We start from the raw sequence: 20,392 nt of genomic DNA, 5'->3' as shown, positions 1-20,392 counted from the left end.
ATGCAACCCAGAAACTTTGATGATATTCGTTTTACCTCTGTGCATCGTCGAGTGATGTTATGGGGCAGTGGCGGCCCTTTTCTTGACGGCTATGTATTAGTGATTATCGGTGTGGCATTAGAGCAACTCACACCGTTATTACAACTTGATACACGATGGATTGGTCTGCTTGGTGCAGCGACATTAGCAGGGCTTTTTATTGGCACATCACTCTTTGGTTATATTTGTGACAAAGTGGGTCGCCGTAAAATGTTCCTTGTGGATATTGTGGCTATTGCCATTATTTCTATCGCGACGATGTTTGTTTCAACCCCAGTGGGTTTGTTGGTGATGCGATTCCTTATTGGGATTGTGATTGGTGCTGACTATCCTATCGCAACGTCAATGATCACCGAATTTTCCAATAAAAAACAACGCGCTTTTGCGGTCGGATTTATTGCCGCTATGTGGTATATCGGGGCGACTTGCGCCAATTTGGTCGGTTATCTTTTATATGATATTGAGGATGGTTGGCGTTGGATGCTTGGTAGTGCCTTTATTCCTTGCGTTATTATTTTAATTGGTCGTTTTGATCTCCCTGAATCACCCCTTTGGTTAATACGTAAAGGGCGTATTCAAGAGTGCAATGAAATGATGATCAAGCTCTTTGGTGAGCCTGTGGTTTTTGAAGCGGAAGATGCCAAAACAACACGTTTTATCGAGTTATTTAATAAGCGTCACTTTTCTTTCGTGCTCTTTGTTGCAGTGATTTGGACTTGCCAAGTGATCCCGATGTTTGCCATTTATACCTTTGGGCCTCAAATTGTCGGTTTATTAGGATGGGATGCGGGAAGGAGTGCGGCGCTGGGTAATGTAGTCATTAGTCTATTCTTTATGTTTGGTTGTATTCCTGCCATGTTCTGGTTAAACCAAACAGGGCGACGTCCGTTATTAATTGGTAGTTTTGCCATGATGACGTTGGCATTATTAGTGCTCGGCGTTTTTCCTGATCTACCTATCTTATTTGTTATCTTAGCCTTTGCGACTTACGCGTTCTTTTCTGGTGGCCCCGGAATTTTACAATGGCTCTATCCTAACGAATTGTTTCCGACAGATATTCGGGCATCAGCAGTGGGCATCATTATGTCAATAAGCCGTATTGGTACAGTTATCTCAACGTGTGCTCTTCCTGCCTTTATTGCCACTTATGGCATTAACACCACCATGCTGGTGGGAGCCGCAATTTCACTGTTTGGTATGATAATTTCAGTCTTGTTTGCACCAGAAACTAAAGGATTAACGCTTAATCAGACTTCAACCATGCCGATGAAACGAGGTAAAAAACATATTTAGCTGATTTGCCCAAAATTAAAACCCAATGAATTTCATTATTTTTTCTGATAAAACTAAAAGATATTATTTATTAAGCTTTCTGGAAATATTTTATTAATATGTTATAAAAGTTAATAATTGTTTATTGTTTTAATTTAAATTACATCTTTTATTTATTGATAAGATTTATTTATAACTTAAAATAAGTAGAGTATAGTTTTATTAAAAAGAGAGTGATTTTATTTTCTTTATTTAAATAAAATTGCTCTCCTTTTTATTTTTAATAATAACACATTTATAACGCATCAGTTTCAAATCTATTTCATTCCAATTAATTAATCTTTAATTAGTAAATATATTTAACTCGCTAAATCTAGACGCCAATCACAAATCTCACTCGTACTATTCAAATGACGAAAAACAGTTCGTTATTTACCAAGAATGAATAATTTCCCCTACTCAGAATAAGGTCATTACAGACGTAAACACCAGCAAAGAAGCGGTTGAGTAGGTATTTATGACCTTATTAGAAACGACAGTTAAAGAATGTCTAAACAGTGTAGTGAAGCAATATTCTTCACAAATAGCCTTGATTGAGAATCAAAGTAAAAAAACACTCACTTGGCAACAATTACAACAAGAAGTGGATCAAGTTGCCCGTGGTTTTTTATCTATTGGTTTAAAAAAGGGGGATCGTTTAGGTATTTGGTCTGCTAATAGTGTGGAATGGATAATCTGTTTTCTTGCCGCCGCTCAAATTGGTGTGCCCGTCGTTTGTATTAACTTTCATTTTAAAAAAAGAGAGTTATTAGATTTATGTCGATTAACTGGAATTAAAGCGCTCTGTTTTTCTGATGGTTTTAAAAGCAATCATTTTATTGAGGTTATTAATTGTCTTTCTAAAAAAGCATCAGAAAATAACGATGTATTACCTCAATTATTTATTAGCATGGGAAATGAACATGCAGAAAAAAGTGTCTCTTTATCTCAATTAAAAGAAAAAGCAATACACGTATCCGACGCTGTTTATCAGCATGCTGTTGAACAAGTTAGTGCAAAAGATTTGCTGACTATTCAAATGACCTCTGGCAGTACAGCAATGCCTAAAGGTGTCATGTTAAGCCAATATAATGTCATCAATAACGCCATGTTATCAGCACAGCGCTTAGGTGTGACTCATGACGATGTAATTTGTCTTGCGGTTCCTCTGTTCCACTGCTTTGGACTCTCTTCCTGCCTCTTTTTTGCATTAACAACAGGATGCCAATTAGTTCTGTTAGATAACTACTGTGCTGAAGATGTTTTAAAAGTCGTTCAAGACTATCGTTGCACTATTATGCATGGCGTTCCGACAATTTTTAGTCGCTTAATGAAGCATGAGCAATTTTCTCACTATGATTTATCTAGTCTTGATAAAGGCATTATTGCAGGAGCGAGTTTTCCTCCCGCATTAATCGATGACATCGAAAATATCCTCGGCATGAAAGGCATCACCGTCTCTTATGGTCAAACAGAAGCCTCACCTTGTTGTACCCAAACATTACCTAACGATCCTTTAACAATAAAACGTGGATCTATTGGTAAGCCTTTACCTTTTGTTGAAATGAAAATTATCAATCCGAAAACAGGTAAATCTGTGCCAGTAGGTATTTTAGGTGAAATTTGTACGCGTGGCTTCCATGTGATGATGGGCTATGACAATGCCCCTGATAAAACTAAAGAAGCGTTAGACGAAGAGGGTTGGTTACACACGGGTGATATCGGCTGTATCGATGAACAAGGAAATTATCACTATGCCTATCGCATGAAAGAGATTGTGGTGCGCGGTGGTGAAAATATCAGCCTTTGTGAAATAGAAGAAGCTATTGCTGAATATGCTGGTGTTGATGCGACAAAAGCATTTGGCATTCCGTCTGCTGATTTAGGTGAAGAAGTGATTGCCACCATTTGTGTGCAAAAAGGCCACAGCATTGGTGAAAGTGAATTACGTGAATTTCTACAAGAGCGACTGGCTCGCTACAAAATCCCCAAAGAACTCCATTTCTTTACAGAATTTCCTCATACCCCTTGCGGAAAAATTGATGTGCAAGCGCTGAAATTGCAACTGGGTTATAGCGTTTCAATCAAGGATGAAAAAAACAAAGTAGCGAGTTAAGTGACAACGGATTTATCCACATTCTGACAACAGCAGTATGAAGTCTAAAAATAATTAGGAGAAGAAATGACAAGTCATAAAGCACTGGAAGGCGTCACCGTAGTTGAGTTGGCGACCTTTATCGCGGTACCGGCAGCGGGTCGTATTTTAGCTGATATGGGTGCGAACGTAATCAAAATCGAATCTCCAAGTGGTGATAACTTACGCTATACAGCACCAACAGAAGGCCGCCCATTAGATCAACATGAAAACACCAGTTTTGATTTAGAAAACGCCAATAAACGTGGGATTGTGTTAAATACCAAAACAGAAGCAGGGAAAAAAATCCTGTTTGAACTGTTAGAAAAAGCAGACATTTTCTTAACTAACTGGCGTCCTGGAGCAAGAGAGCGTGCGGGTTTAGATTATGAAACGTTAAAACAGCGCTTTCCAAAATTAGTTTACGCCAGCGTGACGGGTTATGGCGATGAAGGCCCAGATAAAGACTTACCAGGATTTGACTACACAGCATTCTTTGCGCGTGGCGGTATTTTAGGCTCTCTGTACCAAAAAGGCACAGTACCTATGAACGTGATCCCTGGCCTTGGCGATCACCAGTGTGCATTAGGTTTGGTTTCAGGTGTGTTAGCTGCTTATATTCGTGCTCAAAATATCGGTCAAGGCGAGTATGTTTCAACTAACTTGTTGCATACTTCTATTTACACTCAAGCCATCATGATCCAAGCGGCACAATACCCAGATTATGGTCAGCCTTATCCTATCGATCGCCGCAATACCACCAGCCCATTTATTTTGGCTTATAAAACGAAAGATGATCGTTTTATTCAAGTCTGTATGCCTGTTTACGATGCTTATTACCCAACCTTTATTTCCTGTATTGGTCGCCCAGATTTAGCAGAAGACGCCCGTTATACACGTCTACAAGAAGTGGCGAAAAATAATCGCTCCCCAGAATTATATGACCTGATTTGGCAGCAAGTTGAGCAAAAAACAGCGTCAGAGTGGGCAGATATTTTTACCAAAAACGATATCCCATTCAGCATTGCGCAAACTTGGGAAGAAGTGTTGGAAGATAAACAAGCTTGGGCAATCAACACTTTCTACAACATGAAATATAAAAATGGCAGTGAAAAAGCCTTAGTTCGTCCACCGATTGATTTCTTAGAAAGTGGTTTACCTGAATATCGCCGTGGCCCTTTGTTAGGTGAAGACACACCGTCTGTATTAGCTGAATTAGGGTATAGCGCTGAAGAGATAGCAAACCTTGAAGCCAATAAAGACGTGATGACGTGGAAAGAATAATCCACTTACTTTTTTAATTTTCAGGAGAGCAAAGGCATGCAACAAGACATTTTCACAATGGGCGTTGATATCGGATCGTCAGCCTCGAAATGCATCATCATGAAAAATGGTGACGCGATTGTCGCGAAATCATTGGCATCTGTTGGCGCTGGTACATCTGGGCCTGAAAAAGCGATCAATGAAGTATTGCGTCAATTTGGCGGCGATCTCAGTCAGATCAGCTGGATCTGCGCAACAGGCTATGGCCGTAATTCATTGAAAGAAGCCAACAAAGAAGTGAGTGAACTTAGCTGCCATGCGAAAGGTGCGCACTTTCTTTTTCCGGGTGTGAAAACAGTGATTGATATCGGCGGTCAAGACGTTAAAGCACTTCATATGGATGGTGCAGGCCGTTTATTGAACTTTGTGATGAATGACAAGTGCGCTGCGGGTACAGGACGCTTTTTAGATGTGATGTCGCGAGTATTAGAAACCAAGATTTCCGATCTCGCTCAAGAGGGCGCTAAGTCCACGAAGAAAGTCACGATTAGTTCCACCTGTACCGTGTTCTCTGAATCGGAAGTTATTTCTCATCTCGCGAATAACGAAACAATACCCGACGTCATTAATGGTATTCACCGCTCTGTAGCTAGCCGTATTGCAGGTCTTGCAAAACGAGTCGGTGTTGAAGCCCCTGTTGTCATGACAGGCGGTGTTGCCAGTAATTTTGAAGTTGTTCGTTATGTTAGCGAAGAGCTGAACGCGCCTATCGCCACCTCACCATTATCACAATATAACGGGGCGATAGGTGCCGCCATTTATGCCTTTGAAGCGTACCGCCATCAACTGGAAGACGATGCGTTAACAATAGGAACATCAAAATGAGCAATGTAGATATGAATGCGCCGGATTATATTCCTGCGAAAAAACGACTGCAAAAAATTGCCGCTGATGCTTATCAGCGTGCGTGGGATGCCAAAAACAGCGGTGAAAAAATAGGGTGGTGCGCCTCAAACTTCCCGCAAGAAATCGCTGAAACACTGGGTTTATGTGTGGTTTATCCTGAAAACCAAGCCGCTGCGATTGCCGCAAAAGGTGCGGGTTTAAAAATGTGTGAGCACGCAGAAAGCATGGGTTATTCCAATGATATCTGTGCTTATGCACGCATTAGCCTTTCTTACATGGATATTAAGCAGTGTGAAGAGATGGATATGCCACAGCCTGACTTCTTGCTGTGTTGTAACAACATTTGTAACTGCATGATCAAATGGTATGAAAATATCGCTTATGAGCTGAATATCCCGATGATCCTTATCGATATTCCTTATAAAAATGACTATGACACCGATGATGTAACGGTGAAATATGTTCAAGCGCAATTTGATGATGCCATCAAACAACTCGAAAAAGTCACAGGCAAAGTGTTCTCAGAAGAGAAATTTAAAGAAGTCTGTGAAATTTCGCAACGTACAGGACGTGCATGGTTAAAAGCGGCGGAATATTGCCAATATGAACCTTCGCCAATGAATGGTTTTGATCTCTTTAATCACATGGCTGTTGCCGTTTGTGCTCGCGGTAAATTAGAAGCCGCACTGGCTTTTGAGCAACTGTGTGAAGAGATGGAACAAAATATCAAAGAGAAAAAATCGACTTACCGCGGTGAAGAAAAATACCGAGTTCTCTTTGAAGGTATTGCCTGCTGGCCTTACTTGCGTGCCACATCTACTCCGTTAAAAGAGCAAGGTATCAACGTAACTGCCACTGTTTACGCCACCGCATTTGGTGTGATTTATCAAAATAGTGACGAAATGATGCGTGCTTACTCCTACGTTCCTAACTGTGTCTCTGTTGAACGTGCTGCTGATATGCGTATTAACGTGAGCCGTCAGAATAAAGTTGATGGTGCGATTATTCACGTTAATCGTAGTTGCAAGCTCTGGAGTGGCATTATGCCTGAAATTGAGCGCCGTATTCGTCATGAACTTAAGATCCCAACAGTGACTTTTGATGGCGACCAAGCTGATCCTCGTGTTTTCTCTGAAGCGCAGTATGTCACCCGTGTTGAAGCATTGACTGAAATTATGGCTGCTAACAAAGCAGAAATGAAAAAGGGAGACATCTAATGAAAACATTAGCGGAGTTGTTTGATGAGTTACAAGCCGTGGTGGATAACCCTGTTGCTCAATTAGATGGGTTTATTCGTAGTGGCAAAAAGGTTGTTGGCTGTTTTCCTGAATATACGCCGAATGAAATTGTCTATGCCGCAGGTATGGTGCCTTTTGGTATTTGGGGTGCAGAAGGCCGTGAGATCTCAGAAGCGAAGAAATATTTTCCTCCTTTCTATTGTGCACTAGTGCTTTCTTCTCTTGAGATGGGATTAGATGGGGCATTAAATAAATTGTCTGCTGCCTTAATTCCTTCTCTTTGTGACACCTTAAAATGCTTAGGGCAAAACTGGAAATCTGGTGTACCACAAGTTCCTTTCATTCAATTGGTTCATCCACAGAACCGTAAAACGCCAGCAGGTATTGCATTCTTAACTGAACAATATAAGAAAATTGCACTGCAATTAGGGGAGATTTCAGGTCAAGCGGTAACAGACGATGCACTGAAAAATGCCATCCATCTGTTTAATCAGCGCCGTCGCGCATTACGCGAGTTTTCAGATATCGCGGCACTTCATCCAAACTTGGTCACACCACAACGTCGTAATACTGTGATCAAAAGTGGTTATTTTATGGATGTCGTTGAGCATACAAAAGCCGTTGAAACCATTGTTGCACAATGCAAAACCTTGTCTCCAGAACCTTGGAAAGGACACAAGATTGTTGTAACAGGCATTATTGCGGATAGCCCTTCTATTCTACAAATTTTGGCTGACAACAAAATGGCGATTGTGGCGGATGAAGTCGCGCATGAGTCTCGTCAGTTTCGCCAAGATATTCCTGAAAACAAAGCACCTTATGAAGCGATGGCTGAGCAAGTCGCCCAGCTTGAAGGGTGTTCACTTTTGTATGATCCAGAGAAAAAACGCGGTCGTTTAATTGCCGATATGGTGAAAAACACAGGCGCCGATGGTGTCGTCTATTTACTGACGAAGTTCTGTGATCCTGAAGAATTTGATGCCCCTATTGTGAAGAAATTCCTCGATAGAGAAGGCATTCCTTCCATCATTATCGAAATCGATCAGCAAACTAAAACATATGAACAGGCAAGAACGGCACTGCAAACTTTTGCAGATGTGCTTTCTGCTTAACAACGTTAATTAATAGTCACAAAAGACCTGCGTGATTTACGCAGGTCAATTGAACCCTAACACATATAAGTGGGGCAATCATGGGTATTATTTGTTTAATCATCGGGCTAGCGATATTAATGATTATGTGTATGAAAGGCATACATATTTTTATTTCTGTCTTTACCACCAGCCTATTTCTTGCTGTGACTGCATGGCTTGTATCACCAGACATGCTTAATCCTGTCGATGCACTATTACAAGTGTATACCGGCGGATTAGGTGGCTATTTTGGCAGCTTCTTCTTCATTTTCGTACTAGGTGCGATTTTTGGCAAATTAACCGCTATCAGTGGCGCTGCTGATAGTGTTGCCTCTTTTATTATTGGTAAATTTGGTGAAAGAGCCGTTATTCCATCATTAGTGGCGGCTTGTGCCATTTTAGCCTACGGCGGTGTGTCAGTGTTTGTTGCACTGTTTACCGTCTATTCAATGATGGTGAGTTTATTCCGTAAAGCGAATCTTCCTCGCAGACTTATTCCGGCTGTCTATTTTGCAGGTGCGGGTACGTTTGTGATGATCATGCCGGGATCGCCTCAGATCCAAAACCTTATCCCAATGAAATTTCTAGGCACGTCAGCAACAGCGGGTTTAGTACCAGGTATGTTGACAGCATTGTTCCAAGTCACCTTAGTGATTATTTATCTCACTTGGCTCTTTAAGCGCGTAAAAGCGAAAGGTGAAGGTTGGGTTGAAGATGAAAAAACGGCGAAAGCAGAAGAGGGTAAAAAAGATCGCCAATTACCGAATGTGCTCGTTGCATTACTGCCGATGCTTATTCTGCTTGTCGTGCTGAATATCCTGAAATGGGATCCCGCTATTGCACTGTTCTGCGCCATTATTGCTGCCTTGATTGTGTACTTACGCTATCTAGATTGGAAAAAACTCATACCTAATTTAGCCGCAGGGACGATGGAAGGGGTGACCTCCCTCTTTAACACGGCGGTTATTGTTGGATTTGGTGCGTTAGTCATGACGTTACCTGCCTTCAAAGAATCATTCCAAGCGATTGCTCAATCGGGTCTTAATCCACTTGTTGTGACTGCAATTTCAGTCGGTGCGCTAGTGTTTATCAGTGGTTCAGGCTCTGGTGCGTTAAGTATCGCAATGCCAATGATTGCTGCGATGTTCCCTGCAACCGTGGTTGATCAAGGTTCATTACACCGTGTTGCCACAATGGCATCTATGAGTACAACACCGCCATTTAACGGATTGATTATTACTGTCTTTAGCGTCTGTGGTGTCAGCCATAAAGAGGGCTATGGGCCAGTGGGGACATTAACCCTCGCTATCCCACTGTTAGCCATGATGTTTATGTTGCTGCTGTACACCTTTTTACCTGCATCAATAGCGACGATGTAGAAATAACGTTAACCCATTAATGCGTGCGATAAGACGACAAACGTGAAATCGCACGCCATAGAGATAACCATCAATATTCTCAGAGGAAGATAAACATGGATTTTCAGCTAACAGAAGAACAAGTCCTGATCCGCGATATGGTCAGAGAGTTCGTTGAAAACGACATTAAACCAATTGCGGGTGCTATTGATAAAGAACATCGCTTTCCTAGTGAGAGTGTTGCACCGATGGCTGAATTGGGACTCTTTGGTTTCAACATTGATGAAGCTTATGGTGGTACAGAAGCAGATGCTATTAGCTATGTATTAGCCACAGAAGAGATGGCGAAAGTGAGTGCCTCTCACGCCATGATCATGGGATCACAATGTTCTTTGACAGGACCAATTATTCAAAAATATGCTGATGAAGAAACTAAAGCACGCATTTTACCAGGTGTGGTTTCTGGCGAAAAATTAGGGTGCTTCTGTTTGTCAGAGCCTAGTGCGGGTTGTGATGCTGCGGCTCAGGAAACAACAGCGGTTCGCCAAGGCGATAACTATGTGATTAATGGCTCTAAATTGTGGATCACTGCGGCGCCTCAAGGTGCTTTCTTTATCGTGTTTGCTATGACCGATAAAAGCAAAGGCGTAAAAGGGATCACCGCATTCTTAGTTGAGCGTGATAACCCTGGTATTAGCATTGGTTTACCTGAAGACAAAATGGGTATGAACGGCTCTGAAACCTGCTCTGTGAGCTTCAGTGATTGTGTTGTTTCAGCCAGCGCTATGTTAGGCGAAGAAGGCAAAGGCTTTAATATCGCGATGGAAACCTTAGATGGCGGGCGTTTAAGTTGTTCTGCATTGGCATTAGGGATCGCACAAAGTGCCTTAGATGCCACTATTGCTTACACCAAAGAACGTATTCAATTTGGTAAACCTATTGCGGCTAATCAAGGTATTCAATGGGTATTAGTGGATATGGCAACGCGTGTTGATTGCGCACGTATGCTAGTTTATCGCGCCGCTGCCGCCAAAATGGCAGGTCTTCCTTACACTCGTGAATCAGCTCAAGCCAAACTTTATGCAGCAGAAGCTGCCACTTATGTAACTCAAAAAGCCGTTCAATTACATGGCGGTATGGGTTACACCAAATCCTATCCTGTTGAACGTTTGATGCGTGAAGCAAAACTTACTGAGATTTTTGAAGGCACAAGTGAAGTGCAACGTATGGTCATCGCTAAGCATATTTTAGCGTAATGAGATTTGAGCTTATTAATTTGTTGCATTGTGCAAAACGGAGAATGTGAATTATGAAACTTATTGCCTGCTGTAAGGTTGTTCATGACGAACAAGACATCACAACACGGCCTGATCGTACACTCGCAACCGATAATGCGGGTTTAAAAATTAGTTTGTATGACTTGAATGCAATTGAAACCGCAGTAGAAATAGCCTCTACCCTTGGTGATAGCACTGTAACTGCATTAAGTGTGGGGACAAGTGCAATGGTTGAAAACGCGAAAATCAAAAAAGATATTTTATCGCGTGGCCCAGATGCATTAACGCTGGTTGCTGATGATGCATGTAGCGCGCTTTATTCAACAGATACTGCCAATATTATTGCGCAAGCAGCAAAAAAAGTGGGTTTTAACTTGCTCATTTTCGGCGAAGGTTCGGGTGATTTATACGCTCAACAAACGGGTTTAGCCGTTGGTGAATATTTAGGTTTACCTTGTGTGAACGCTGTAAACAAAATCACCGTTGAAGGCGACAAAATCATTGTTGAACGTGATTTAGAAAATATCACTGAAGAACTTGAACTGACATTACCTGCCATTGTGTGTGTCACTTCAAGTATTAACACACCAAAACTCCCTTCAATGAAAGCCATTTTAGCGGCGAATAAAAAACCAGTTGAAAAGCTGGGGTTAGGAGATATCGGTGTTGATATTTCTTCTCTGACTGTTGTGCAAACACAAGTTTGTGCGCCAGAGCAATCTGATCGCCTTGGTATTATTTTAGAAGGTGATTCAGATGAAAATATTGCCACTTTTGCTGAACATTTACGCCAAGCGGTTAATCAATAAGGAGATTAAAAATGGCTAGTTTACTACCTACTACCTTTGTTTATGCCGAAAAAGCGGATGATTTAGCAAAGCTGATTGCGTTTGCTCGTGGTCTTGGTGAAAAGGTTAATGTGCTGTTTATTGGTGATGATGAAAACACGCGTGAATGTGTCAACTTAGGCGCTGATTGTGTGTACTGCTTTGCACCTCAAGAGGGTGTGATTGCTGAAGATTATGCGGCCTCTTTTGCCGCAATTATTAAAGAAGCGGGTGCGAATGCATTGGTTCTACTTGCTTCATCAAAACGAGCAAAAGCGATTGCGGCTCGTCTTGGTGTGACTTTAAACGCTGGTGTTGTCAGTGATGCATTAAGTATTGCTATTGAAAACAATACTGTGATTGCTACACACCAAGTCTATGGTGGTTTAGCGCATGCTAAAGCAGAAATTCGCTCACCTTATGCTATTGCGACTGTCGGTAGTGCATTAGATGTGGAAGCCATCAAAGACGCACCCAATGCACAAGTGGTGCAAAGTGCCTTTATCGCCCCTGCACATACATTAAAAGTATTGGCTCGTAAGCCAAAACATGGCAGTGCCGTTGATTTAGGTAAAGCGCATTGTGTTGTGGGTGTCGGACGCGGTTTTGGTAAGGCGGATGATATTGCACTTGCGGAGGCATTAGCGAAAGCCCTTCAAGGCGAAGTGGGCTGTTCACGTCCGATTGCTGAGGGTGAAGGCTGGATGGAACATGACCGCTACATTGGTGTTTCAGGCGTGACTTTAGGTGCGGATGTTTATGTTGCTGTCGGTATTTCAGGGCAAATTCAGCATATGGTGGGTGTGGATAGAGCAAAAGTCATTGTTGCTATCAACAAAGATAAAAATGCCCCAATTTTCAATATGGTGGATTACGGTATTGTTGGCGACCTCTACAAAGTGTTACCTGCATTAACCGCGAAGCTTGGCGGCTAATCACCGTAGGTCGCTTAGTGATAATTTGCTAAGCGACCACACATAATAAAAGGATAGGAAAGTATGTCAGACGATATTTTTGACGCCATTATTGTGGGTGGTGGACTTGCTGGTGGTACTGCTGCCTATGTATTAGCACAAGCAGGGTGTGATGTTTTAGTTGTAGAGCGAGGTAATTTCGCTGGCAGTAAAAATATGACAGGTGGACGTTTATACGCGCACAGCCTTGAAAAAATCATTCCCAATTTTGCCCAAGAAGCACCTGTTGAACGCCTTGTGACGCGTGAAAAAATTTCCATGCTCACGGAAACAGATGGTGTGACTTTAGATTATCAACACACGCAACAAGAAGAGGAAGCTGCACGCTCTTATACCGTATTACGTTCTTCATTTGACCAATGGTTAATGGAAAAAGCAGAAAACGCTGGCGCACAAGTGATCACGGGTGTTCGCGTTGATGAAGTGTTGGTGAAAGAAGGCAAGGTGTGTGGTGTAAAAGCGGGTGATGATGAAATTGAAGCCCATGTGGTTATCCTCGCTGATGGTGTTAATTCATTATTAGCAAAACAATTAGGTATGACACAAAAAATTAATCCTCACACTGTGGCGGTAGGGGTTAAAGAGTTATTGGAATTCACGCCACAACAAATGGAAGACCGATTTGGTTGTACTAATGATGAAGGCTTAGCTTGGCTTTTTGCTGGCGCACCATCAGGTGGATATTTAGGTGGCGGATTCTTATATACCAATAAAAATACCGTTTCTTTAGGCCTTGTTTTAGGGCTACATAATGTCGATAAATTCGAAAAAACGGTTCCTCAATTATTAGAAGATTTTAAACAGCACCCTGTTGTTGCACCACTTATCAAAGACGGCAAATTATTAGAATATTCAGCGCATATGGTGCCAGAGGGTGGCATGAATATGGTATCTGAATTAGTCAAAGATGGCGTATTAGTGGCGGGAGATGCCGCAGGTTTTTGCCTTAATGTCGGCTATACCGTAAGAGGAATGGATTTAGCGATTGCTTCAGGTGAAGCGGCTGCAAAAGCGGTATTAATGGCGAAAGAGCAAAACAGTTATAGCCAAAAAGAATTAAGTTGCTACCAATCTTTATTAAATGACAGCTTTGTGATGAAAGATATGAAGTTATACAAAGACTTGCCTTCTTTCCTCGATAATACAAGATTCTTTACGGATTACCCGCAAATGGCTGCGAACGTGATGCACGACTTATTTGTGATTAATGGTCCAGAAAAACCTGTGCGTAAGAAAATACTGTCTCAAGTTAAGAAAGTGGGTGTGATGAACTTAATTAAAGATGGGTTTAAGGGGGTACGTTCTTTATGAGTCAAGTCAACGTAGACGTTAAATTAGGCGCCAATAAATTTAATGTGGATGAAGAAAATCCACATATTGTGTTAAAGGATGATATCGATCCTGTACAATTTGACATCTTAATGAAAGCCTGCCCTGCTGGGTTATATAAGAAAGATGAAAAAGGACAATACCTTTTTGATTACGCGGGCTGTTTAGAGTGCGGAACTTGCCGTGTTTTATGTGGTGAAACAATTTTAAAGAAATGGGAATATCCATGTGGCACTTTAGGCATTGAATTTCGTTACGGTTAATGTAACAACACCAATCCCCCTCTAACATAACCTCCAAAATTTTAACTAGAGGGGGAATGAGCATTCTGAGTACATATTGATTCATATATGGATCATAATGCTTGAAATGATTTTTATATGCTCTATAACCCTGTTTTAAAACTTATCTTAACGAATGTATTTTTCGATATTCTGAAGGCGTCATAAAAAATTCGGATTTAAATTTTCGACTTAAATTAGAAATATCGCTAAATCCGCATTCATAAGCTAATTGTGTAATATTTTTCTCTGCCAAGAGAGGATTAACTAAAGCCACTTTATAATTCTCAAGGCGTTTTTGGTAGATCCAACGAAGTACAGAGGTATTTTGTTCTTTAAATAACATCTGTAAATAGCGCACGGAGATCCCACAAGCATTTGCACATTGATTAACACTTAAATCTGGATCGGAAATATGTTGCTCTAAATAGTGCTGGGCAAAATAAAACAGTGTTGATCTTCCTAAGCTTTGAGGTGGAGTTGCAATACTGTATTCACTGAAAGCAGACGTAATTAAATTCAATAAAATATCGGCAAGTTGTTGTGCATGTTGTGGTGGCATTGAATCTAAGAACGGAATATAGCGCATCACAAAGCTATAAACGAGGGAGCCTGTAATGCTATTGCCTCGTATTGCTCTTGCAGTAAGATTTTGGGTATTACCTAAACGTGATGCTAGTTTTTCCCTTGGGATCAAAATTTTAAATAATGAGTAATCGTTATCAAAAGACCATGATACGGGTCTTGCCATATCAAAAATACAAAAGTCTCCTTGCCGTAGAAATGCGGTTCTTCCATCTTGAGTAAGATGGCTAGTTCCTGAACGCTGTATCTCAATTTGAAAATGCTCTTCCAAGCTAAGTTTATGAGTTAAAGGACGGCTACTCGCCCAGTGACCATTAGACTCTAGCTGAATAAAGCGAATATTTGTCACCTTCTGCTCGACAATGTTGGCATAAAATCGAGAATGAGGAGGCAATTCGACTTCATTGCATTCATAAGACGATAAAAAGCGGTCTTTTATTGTATCCCTGAATACGGAAAACCGATCTACGTCAGGGAGCTCCCGAGTCGTAAACATGCTTTTCATAGTACGCCCACTTTTATTGAAAGTATTTTTGTTGTGTTGCTATCAATCTAGTATAAAAACGACTTAAACCAGGTTGAAATAGAATAATGTTTTTATAACTTTAATTTTAAAATTAGAATAGTAAGTTTAAATAATTATTAACGGAGATATTCATTATCTTTCTTGTTAATAAATTGAAGACAATATATTTAAAAGTTTTTAATTTATTTAAACTAACATCATGTAAATTATAGAATTAATTTATAGCATTTTTTATGCTAGCATTTCTATGCTATTAATCCTAAGTTAATTTCCTATCTTTAGAGAGAGATCTCATAAATAGATTAAGAGTGATTCTTATTAATATCTTATTTATTTCATTCTTTTCAGAGTGTGAGTTAATATGGATTTTATGTAATTTAAATAATGGCTTGTTAATAAGATGATTTTTTATGGTTAATAATGTAATTTGTTTTTAAGATGCGTTAGTAAGATAATTATAGATAATAAATATTTTTTTATTATAAAAAATATTTAGCTAAAAATAATAAAACTCTTTAAATATTATTATATTAGTTATTAATAATAACCATTTTTCCATATCAAAGAGAGTTTTATTAAATAAAAATGCTATATCATTAAGAAAAGAATAGTGATTGAATTATTGATGCAGTGTAGGGCAATAGGTGCGATTAATAAACGAAATCCTATTCTTACTAAACAAAAGATAACTCCCACAATAAAAATAAGAATAAATGTAGTGATTGATTCATATTGATAGTGCATAGTTGAAAATAGCAGTGAAGAAAGAATAATCGCTATCCATTTTCCTGTATTGCCATACCACATGCCTGCATTTAATAGAAAACCTCTAAAAATGATCTCTTCAGTAATCGGAGCAATAAACATAGCAGCAAGGGCAAACAGGAAGAAAGCAAATCCTGTAATGGGTTCAACCTCGGCTATCCATGAATCATCGTCAGAACCTAAAAACATGCCGATAAATAATAATCCCAGTAATGTTAAGATAGGGGCTTTTAATGTTCGCCATTGAAGCCGGCCTAATGGCATTAATGTAATGTGTTTTTGATAGGCAAACCAAATAATTAGGCAGTAGGGAAGGTAAATAAAAAAGCTCACCAATGAGATGATATAAGTTGATTGAAATAGTGCAACAGATGAAGGCGTTAGCAATAGGCTAAAAGAGGAAAAGAAGTAGCCTATAAAGGCAAGTATGCAGATGACTAAATGGTAAACTCGATCTTTGGGAAATTCCATTTATGTTTGTCTTTGAGGGGTAATCAGATAAGTAATTTGTTTTATTTATTATGCATGATAAAAATAATTTTTGTGTTAATGTAATAAATATAAATAACTTATAGCTAATATAAGGCTAAATTTTGAAAGAAAATCTTTTACAGACTATCCTCGATTGGATTGAAGAAAATTTAAATAGTCCTTTATCTCAAAGTGATGTTATAAAAAAATCAGGATACAGTAAAAGGCATTTTCAAGATTTGTTTTATCATTTTACTGGCAAGACGATTGCTAGATATATCCTAGCAAGACGTTTGTCGTTGTCTGCAACTTTATTACGATTAACAAGTTTATCTGTATTAGATATATCGATTATTTATCAATTTAATTCTCAACAGAATTTTTCAAGAGCTTTTAAAAGATACTTTAAAGTAACACCAAGTGCTTACCGAACCTGTAAATACTGGGACTTTACTTACTATATACCACAACATAGTTATTTAACTTTCCAAAATTTAATAAGTAGTGAAAGCTTTGTCAGTTTATTGTCTCCTAAATATGAAGAAAGTATTTATTATGTTGATATTCCTTTTGAACTTAAGGCTACTATTGCTCGAACTAGGTTGATTTTTAATAATAAAGATAAAATAGATAATTTAAAAATGTTAATAAAAAATAGTTCTGATTTTTATTTGAATGTATATTATCGGTATGAAAAATCTTCCTTTAATAAAAATGTATTAGTTGTATATAATTTTTTTGAATTTAGTAATAAGCATGAAGTTTTTTTGTCTATAAATGGTGATAAATATTGTAAATTTTCATTTTATGGTACATGGGATGAATATTTAATATTATCTAATGTTATTTATTCTAGGGAATTACCAAAGTTAAAAGCCAAAAAAAGAGATGGCTATGATATTGAGATTTTTAATATCAAACATATGAAAGATAAAAGTAATATATGTTCATTGGATTACTTCGTTCCTGTTGTATGATTTTTTAGTAATTTTTTAGGTGTTGTATTATAATATTCTTTGAATTTCTTTATGAAATATGACGTTGTTTTATACCCTAATTTATTTGATATGGTATTTATGTTTAAATTTGTTGTTGTTAATAAATTTATAGCATGTTCCATTCTTGTTTTTGTTAATATTTTTGTAAAGTTTGTTTTTTCTGCCTCAAGCTTTTTTCTTAAAGATGATGTTCCAATATATAGCCTTTTACTAATATCTTTTATTGTCCACTCATAACTTAAATCTTCACTAATAATATTGATTATTTTATTTGTATATGATGAATTGTACATATTATAGATAAAACTCATAATATTTATTTCTAAGCCACTTAATAAGTATGCTATTTTTAATATATATTCATGTTCTATTTTGTCAGATGTAATAATTTCGTTATTAAATTTGGTTTTTAATTTATTAAATAACAGAATATCTTCTGGATGAGTTTTTTTTATCAAAATATTGTTTTCAATATTCTGTGTATTCTCTTTTAATATAAGATGATTAGAGGCAAAATTTATTTTTAAAGCATCTCTAAGGACATCACAAGATAAATAAAGTAAGGTTGGTTTGTTTTCATTAGAAAAAAATACATCAAACTTTATATCTTTTGATATTAGAGCAATACTATTTTTATTTATTGATTTTTTAAATTTACTCGTTTCTATTCGTATTTCGCTATCTTTTGTTAATAACATAATGTAATTAGATAGGGTTAAGTTTTTTAAATGAAAATAATAATCTTTCATATAAATAGACTCACTTTAATCCAAATTTAATTAGTTAAATAGTAATGATAAATATATTAATGATTAGTCTATGGTTTTATTTTTATAAATGAAATTACATTTTTTACGGTGTAGCAAATAGTGGTATTTATTTATCTTTTAGTGTTATTTTTTATGTGGGTTATCATAAGTAAAGACTAATTCTCACAGTAAATTACATAGGTGTAAGTATAACTTTGATTATACGAGTATGTTTTAACATTTTTGGCAGTTTAATTAAAAAAATTAGTTGTTGTATCTTTTTTAGGGTTCCTACTTTATTGATAAACATCTTATTTATTGTTTTGTGGTATTTATTTATTTCTTTGTTTGATTTGGGGCGCTGGGCTAGGTGATACACTGAACTTAAGTGAAATCATATTTGTAGTGTTTCTATGTTCATCCCCTTCTTAGGTAATTAAGATGCATGGCTGGAATATTAATTATGTAATAGGAAATGAGGTTAAAGCTATAAGGAAGGCTCAAAATCTGACAGGGATTAATGTGGCAAAGAAAATGAATATAAGCCAACAACATTATTCTCGCCTCGAACGAGGTGATGTTAAATGGAGTGTTTCTACACTAATAGAAGTTTGCTTTATTTTAAATATTTCTATCCTTCATTTTATAAAAATATTAGACAGTAAAAAGAGAATAATTATTGATTGTAATCGCGAGTATATTCATAAATAGAAAACAATGCAAATACAAGGGGGGGAATAAGGAAAGACTATTATTTTGTAACTGATTCTTAATAAAGAATTTTTAAATAAACAGCGCGTATTTACTGTTTAGAAGTTCTATTCTAATGCTAGGTAATTATTATGAAATTTATCTTTTCTGAAAAAAATTCAGATATACAAGTGCAGTTAAATCCGCATGCAAAGCATGTGATAACGGCAAAACCCAATGAAGTTTACCAATTAATTGATTCTGAAACAAATCTTTCACCGCTAGATATTAAAGCACTTCGTAAGTCAGATGATCTTATTTTATCTAGTAAAGAACAAGAGTTCGAAGTTGTAATTAAAGATTTCTGGGAAGAATGTAAACCAGGAGAAGAACAGTGTTATGCAACTTTAAATGTATTAGATCAAAACGGGGTCATGGGGGAAGTCACTATTACTCAAGATGGTCCTGTTTTAGAGCATTTAGTTGCTGGTGAAACCGGTACTCTTTCTGATAATGATGATGGAATTGGTCTATTTTTATGGGTTGCTGGTTCTATCGGTAGTGCATTAGCGATCTTTTTAGCTAATAGAAACCATGGTGGTGATAATAAAGGTAATGATGCCGATGTTACCGCACCAAGTAAACCTGGATTAACAGCTGAAGATGATGGTTCTGTGTCTATTGATTTACCAAATGATGCAAATAAAGGTGATTCTGTAGATGTTACTTTTGAAGATGAGAATGGTAACTCAAATACTGTCACATTAGAGAAAGGCGATAATGGCTGGACATCAAGCAATCCGGACTTAATTCCTGATACAGATAACAATCACGTCACCATTCCGAATGACAATATAAAAGATAACAGTGATGTTACCGCAAGTGCGAAAGATCCGAGTGGTAATAAAAGTGATGATGTTACTGTAACAGCAAAACCAGATCCCGTAACAGACACACCAGTTTTAAGTATTCCCGAAGTGGTGGATGGCTATGCGAATGCAGATGAACTGAAAGATGGTTTACAGGCCGAAGTGACCTTGCCAGCAGGCACTGTAGAAGGTGCAGAAATTACGCTAACTATCACTCGTCCAGATAACACTACTGAAACTATTACACATACCGTCACGAAAGATGACGTGACGGCAGGCAAAGTGTCAATAGATATTCCGAAAGACGCAGTACAAGACGGCCAAAACAGTGTTGATGTTAGTTTAACTCAGGGAAGTAATCCGCCGAAACAAGGGAATAAAGTGGAATTTGCTGTTGATGGACAAATTCCAGGCGATACCGACGGTGACGGCGTGGTGGATGCATTACCGCAAGTGACCATTCCAGAAGCAGCTGACGGCGTGAATGCCGACGAGCTAAAAGACGGCGTACAAACCGAAGTGACCGTGCCAGCAGGCAGTGCGGAAGGGGACAAACTCACCCTGACGATCACCAAACCTGACGGTAGCACTGACACCGTTGAACACACGCTGACGGCGGATGAAGTGACTGCGGGTAAAGCCGAAGTGACTATTCCGGCAGATAAAGTG

General features: G+C 38.3%; 17 protein-coding genes and 1 pseudogene. 15 read left to right on the top strand and 3 right to left on the bottom strand.

What is annotated here, in order from left to right:
• From JEP71_RS14475 to JEP71_RS14420, 12 genes are all read left to right on the top strand, one after another.
• The gene (locus JEP71_RS14475; RefSeq protein ID WP_198626451.1) at positions 1–1,332 is read left to right on the top strand and encodes an MFS transporter; all 1,332 of its coding nucleotides are present in this window, start codon (positions 1–3) and stop codon (positions 1,330–1,332) included.
• A gap of 496 nt (positions 1,333–1,828) precedes the next feature.
• A complete protein-coding gene (locus JEP71_RS14470) occupies positions 1,829–3,466 on the top strand; it encodes an AMP-binding protein (RefSeq protein WP_198620539.1) in 1,638 nt (545 codons plus the stop codon).
• 66 nt (positions 3,467–3,532) lie between these two features.
• Complete coding sequence (locus tag JEP71_RS14465; RefSeq protein ID WP_098941845.1) at positions 3,533–4,768, top strand: CaiB/BaiF CoA transferase family protein; 1,236 nt, start codon at positions 3,533–3,535, stop codon at positions 4,766–4,768.
• 36 nt (positions 4,769–4,804) lie between these two features.
• Positions 4,805–5,632: an acyl-CoA dehydratase activase gene (locus JEP71_RS14460; RefSeq protein WP_151436161.1), complete on the top strand. Its 828-nt coding sequence runs from the start codon at positions 4,805–4,807 to the stop codon at positions 5,630–5,632.
• Complete coding sequence (locus tag JEP71_RS14455; protein WP_069369783.1) at positions 5,629–6,870, top strand: 2-hydroxyacyl-CoA dehydratase subunit D; 1,242 nt, start codon at positions 5,629–5,631, stop codon at positions 6,868–6,870. Before JEP71_RS14460 ends, JEP71_RS14455 begins: the two co-directional genes overlap by 4 nt.
• On the top strand, positions 6,870–8,003 hold the full coding sequence (locus tag JEP71_RS14450) for a 2-hydroxyacyl-CoA dehydratase subunit D (RefSeq protein ID WP_198626450.1): 1,134 nt from the start codon (positions 6,870–6,872) through the stop codon (positions 8,001–8,003). Before JEP71_RS14455 ends, JEP71_RS14450 begins: the two co-directional genes overlap by 1 nt.
• A gap of 80 nt (positions 8,004–8,083) precedes the next feature.
• On the top strand, positions 8,084–9,403 hold the full coding sequence (locus JEP71_RS14445) for a GntP family permease (protein ID WP_109373297.1): 1,320 nt from the start codon (positions 8,084–8,086) through the stop codon (positions 9,401–9,403).
• Between the two features lie 95 nt (positions 9,404–9,498).
• Positions 9,499–10,638, top strand: a complete 1,140-nt coding sequence (locus JEP71_RS14440; RefSeq protein WP_088494521.1) for an acyl-CoA dehydrogenase family protein — start codon at positions 9,499–9,501, stop codon at positions 10,636–10,638.
• Between the two features lie 53 nt (positions 10,639–10,691).
• Positions 10,692–11,468: a putative electron transfer flavoprotein FixA gene (fixA, locus tag JEP71_RS14435; protein ID WP_198626449.1), complete on the top strand. Its 777-nt coding sequence runs from the start codon at positions 10,692–10,694 to the stop codon at positions 11,466–11,468.
• 11 nt (positions 11,469–11,479) lie between these two features.
• A complete protein-coding gene (locus JEP71_RS14430) occupies positions 11,480–12,421 on the top strand; it encodes an FAD-binding protein (RefSeq protein ID WP_198626448.1) in 942 nt (313 codons plus the stop codon).
• Positions 12,422–12,484: 63 nt separating this feature from the next.
• The gene (locus JEP71_RS14425) at positions 12,485–13,771 is read left to right on the top strand and encodes an FAD-dependent oxidoreductase (RefSeq protein ID WP_198620534.1); all 1,287 of its coding nucleotides are present in this window, start codon (positions 12,485–12,487) and stop codon (positions 13,769–13,771) included.
• Entirely contained in the window at positions 13,768–14,052 is a 285-nt protein-coding gene (locus tag JEP71_RS14420) for a ferredoxin family protein (RefSeq protein WP_198626447.1), read from the top strand. The genes JEP71_RS14425 and JEP71_RS14420 overlap by 4 nt, the downstream gene beginning before the upstream one ends.
• Positions 14,053–14,194: 142 nt before the next feature.
• Here the strand turns inward: JEP71_RS14420 and JEP71_RS14415 are convergent, their stop codons facing one another.
• Together JEP71_RS14415 and JEP71_RS14410 are read right to left on the bottom strand one after the other, a co-directional pair.
• A complete protein-coding gene (locus JEP71_RS14415) occupies positions 14,195–15,160 on the bottom strand; it encodes a helix-turn-helix domain-containing protein (protein ID WP_198626446.1) in 966 nt (321 codons plus the stop codon).
• 609 nt (positions 15,161–15,769) lie between these two features.
• Positions 15,770–16,417: a CPBP family intramembrane glutamic endopeptidase gene (locus JEP71_RS14410; RefSeq protein WP_198626445.1), complete on the bottom strand. Its 648-nt coding sequence runs from the start codon at positions 16,415–16,417 to the stop codon at positions 15,770–15,772.
• Between the two features lie 122 nt (positions 16,418–16,539).
• Here JEP71_RS14410 and JEP71_RS14405 point away from each other — a divergent pair, with 122 nt between their 5' ends.
• Positions 16,540–17,394 carry a helix-turn-helix domain-containing protein gene (locus JEP71_RS14405; protein ID WP_198626444.1) on the top strand — a complete coding sequence of 285 codons (855 nt, stop codon included), beginning with the start codon at positions 16,540–16,542 and terminating at the stop codon, positions 17,392–17,394.
• Here the strand turns inward: JEP71_RS14405 and JEP71_RS14400 are convergent.
• A complete protein-coding gene (locus tag JEP71_RS14400; RefSeq protein ID WP_198626443.1) occupies positions 17,373–18,164 on the bottom strand; it encodes a helix-turn-helix transcriptional regulator in 792 nt (263 codons plus the stop codon). The two genes, JEP71_RS14405 and JEP71_RS14400, sit on opposite strands and share 22 nt — an antisense overlap.
• Positions 18,165–18,605: 441 nt before the next feature.
• Between JEP71_RS14400 and JEP71_RS14395 the strand changes: the two genes are divergently transcribed.
• Both JEP71_RS14395 and JEP71_RS14390 read left to right on the top strand, forming a co-directional pair.
• Complete coding sequence (locus JEP71_RS14395) at positions 18,606–18,875, top strand: helix-turn-helix domain-containing protein (RefSeq protein ID WP_198620529.1); 270 nt, start codon at positions 18,606–18,608, stop codon at positions 18,873–18,875.
• A 131-nt stretch (positions 18,876–19,006) separates the two neighbouring features.
• A pseudogene (locus JEP71_RS14390) lies at positions 19,007–20,392 on the top strand (beta strand repeat-containing protein); the annotation flags it as partial.

The organism is Proteus sp. PR00224, assembly GCF_016238105.1.
Lineage (GTDB): Bacteria > Pseudomonadota > Gammaproteobacteria > Enterobacterales > Enterobacteriaceae > Proteus.
The sequence above is the reverse complement of the archived record's forward strand: the minus strand, read 5'-3'. Positions and strand labels throughout refer to the sequence as shown.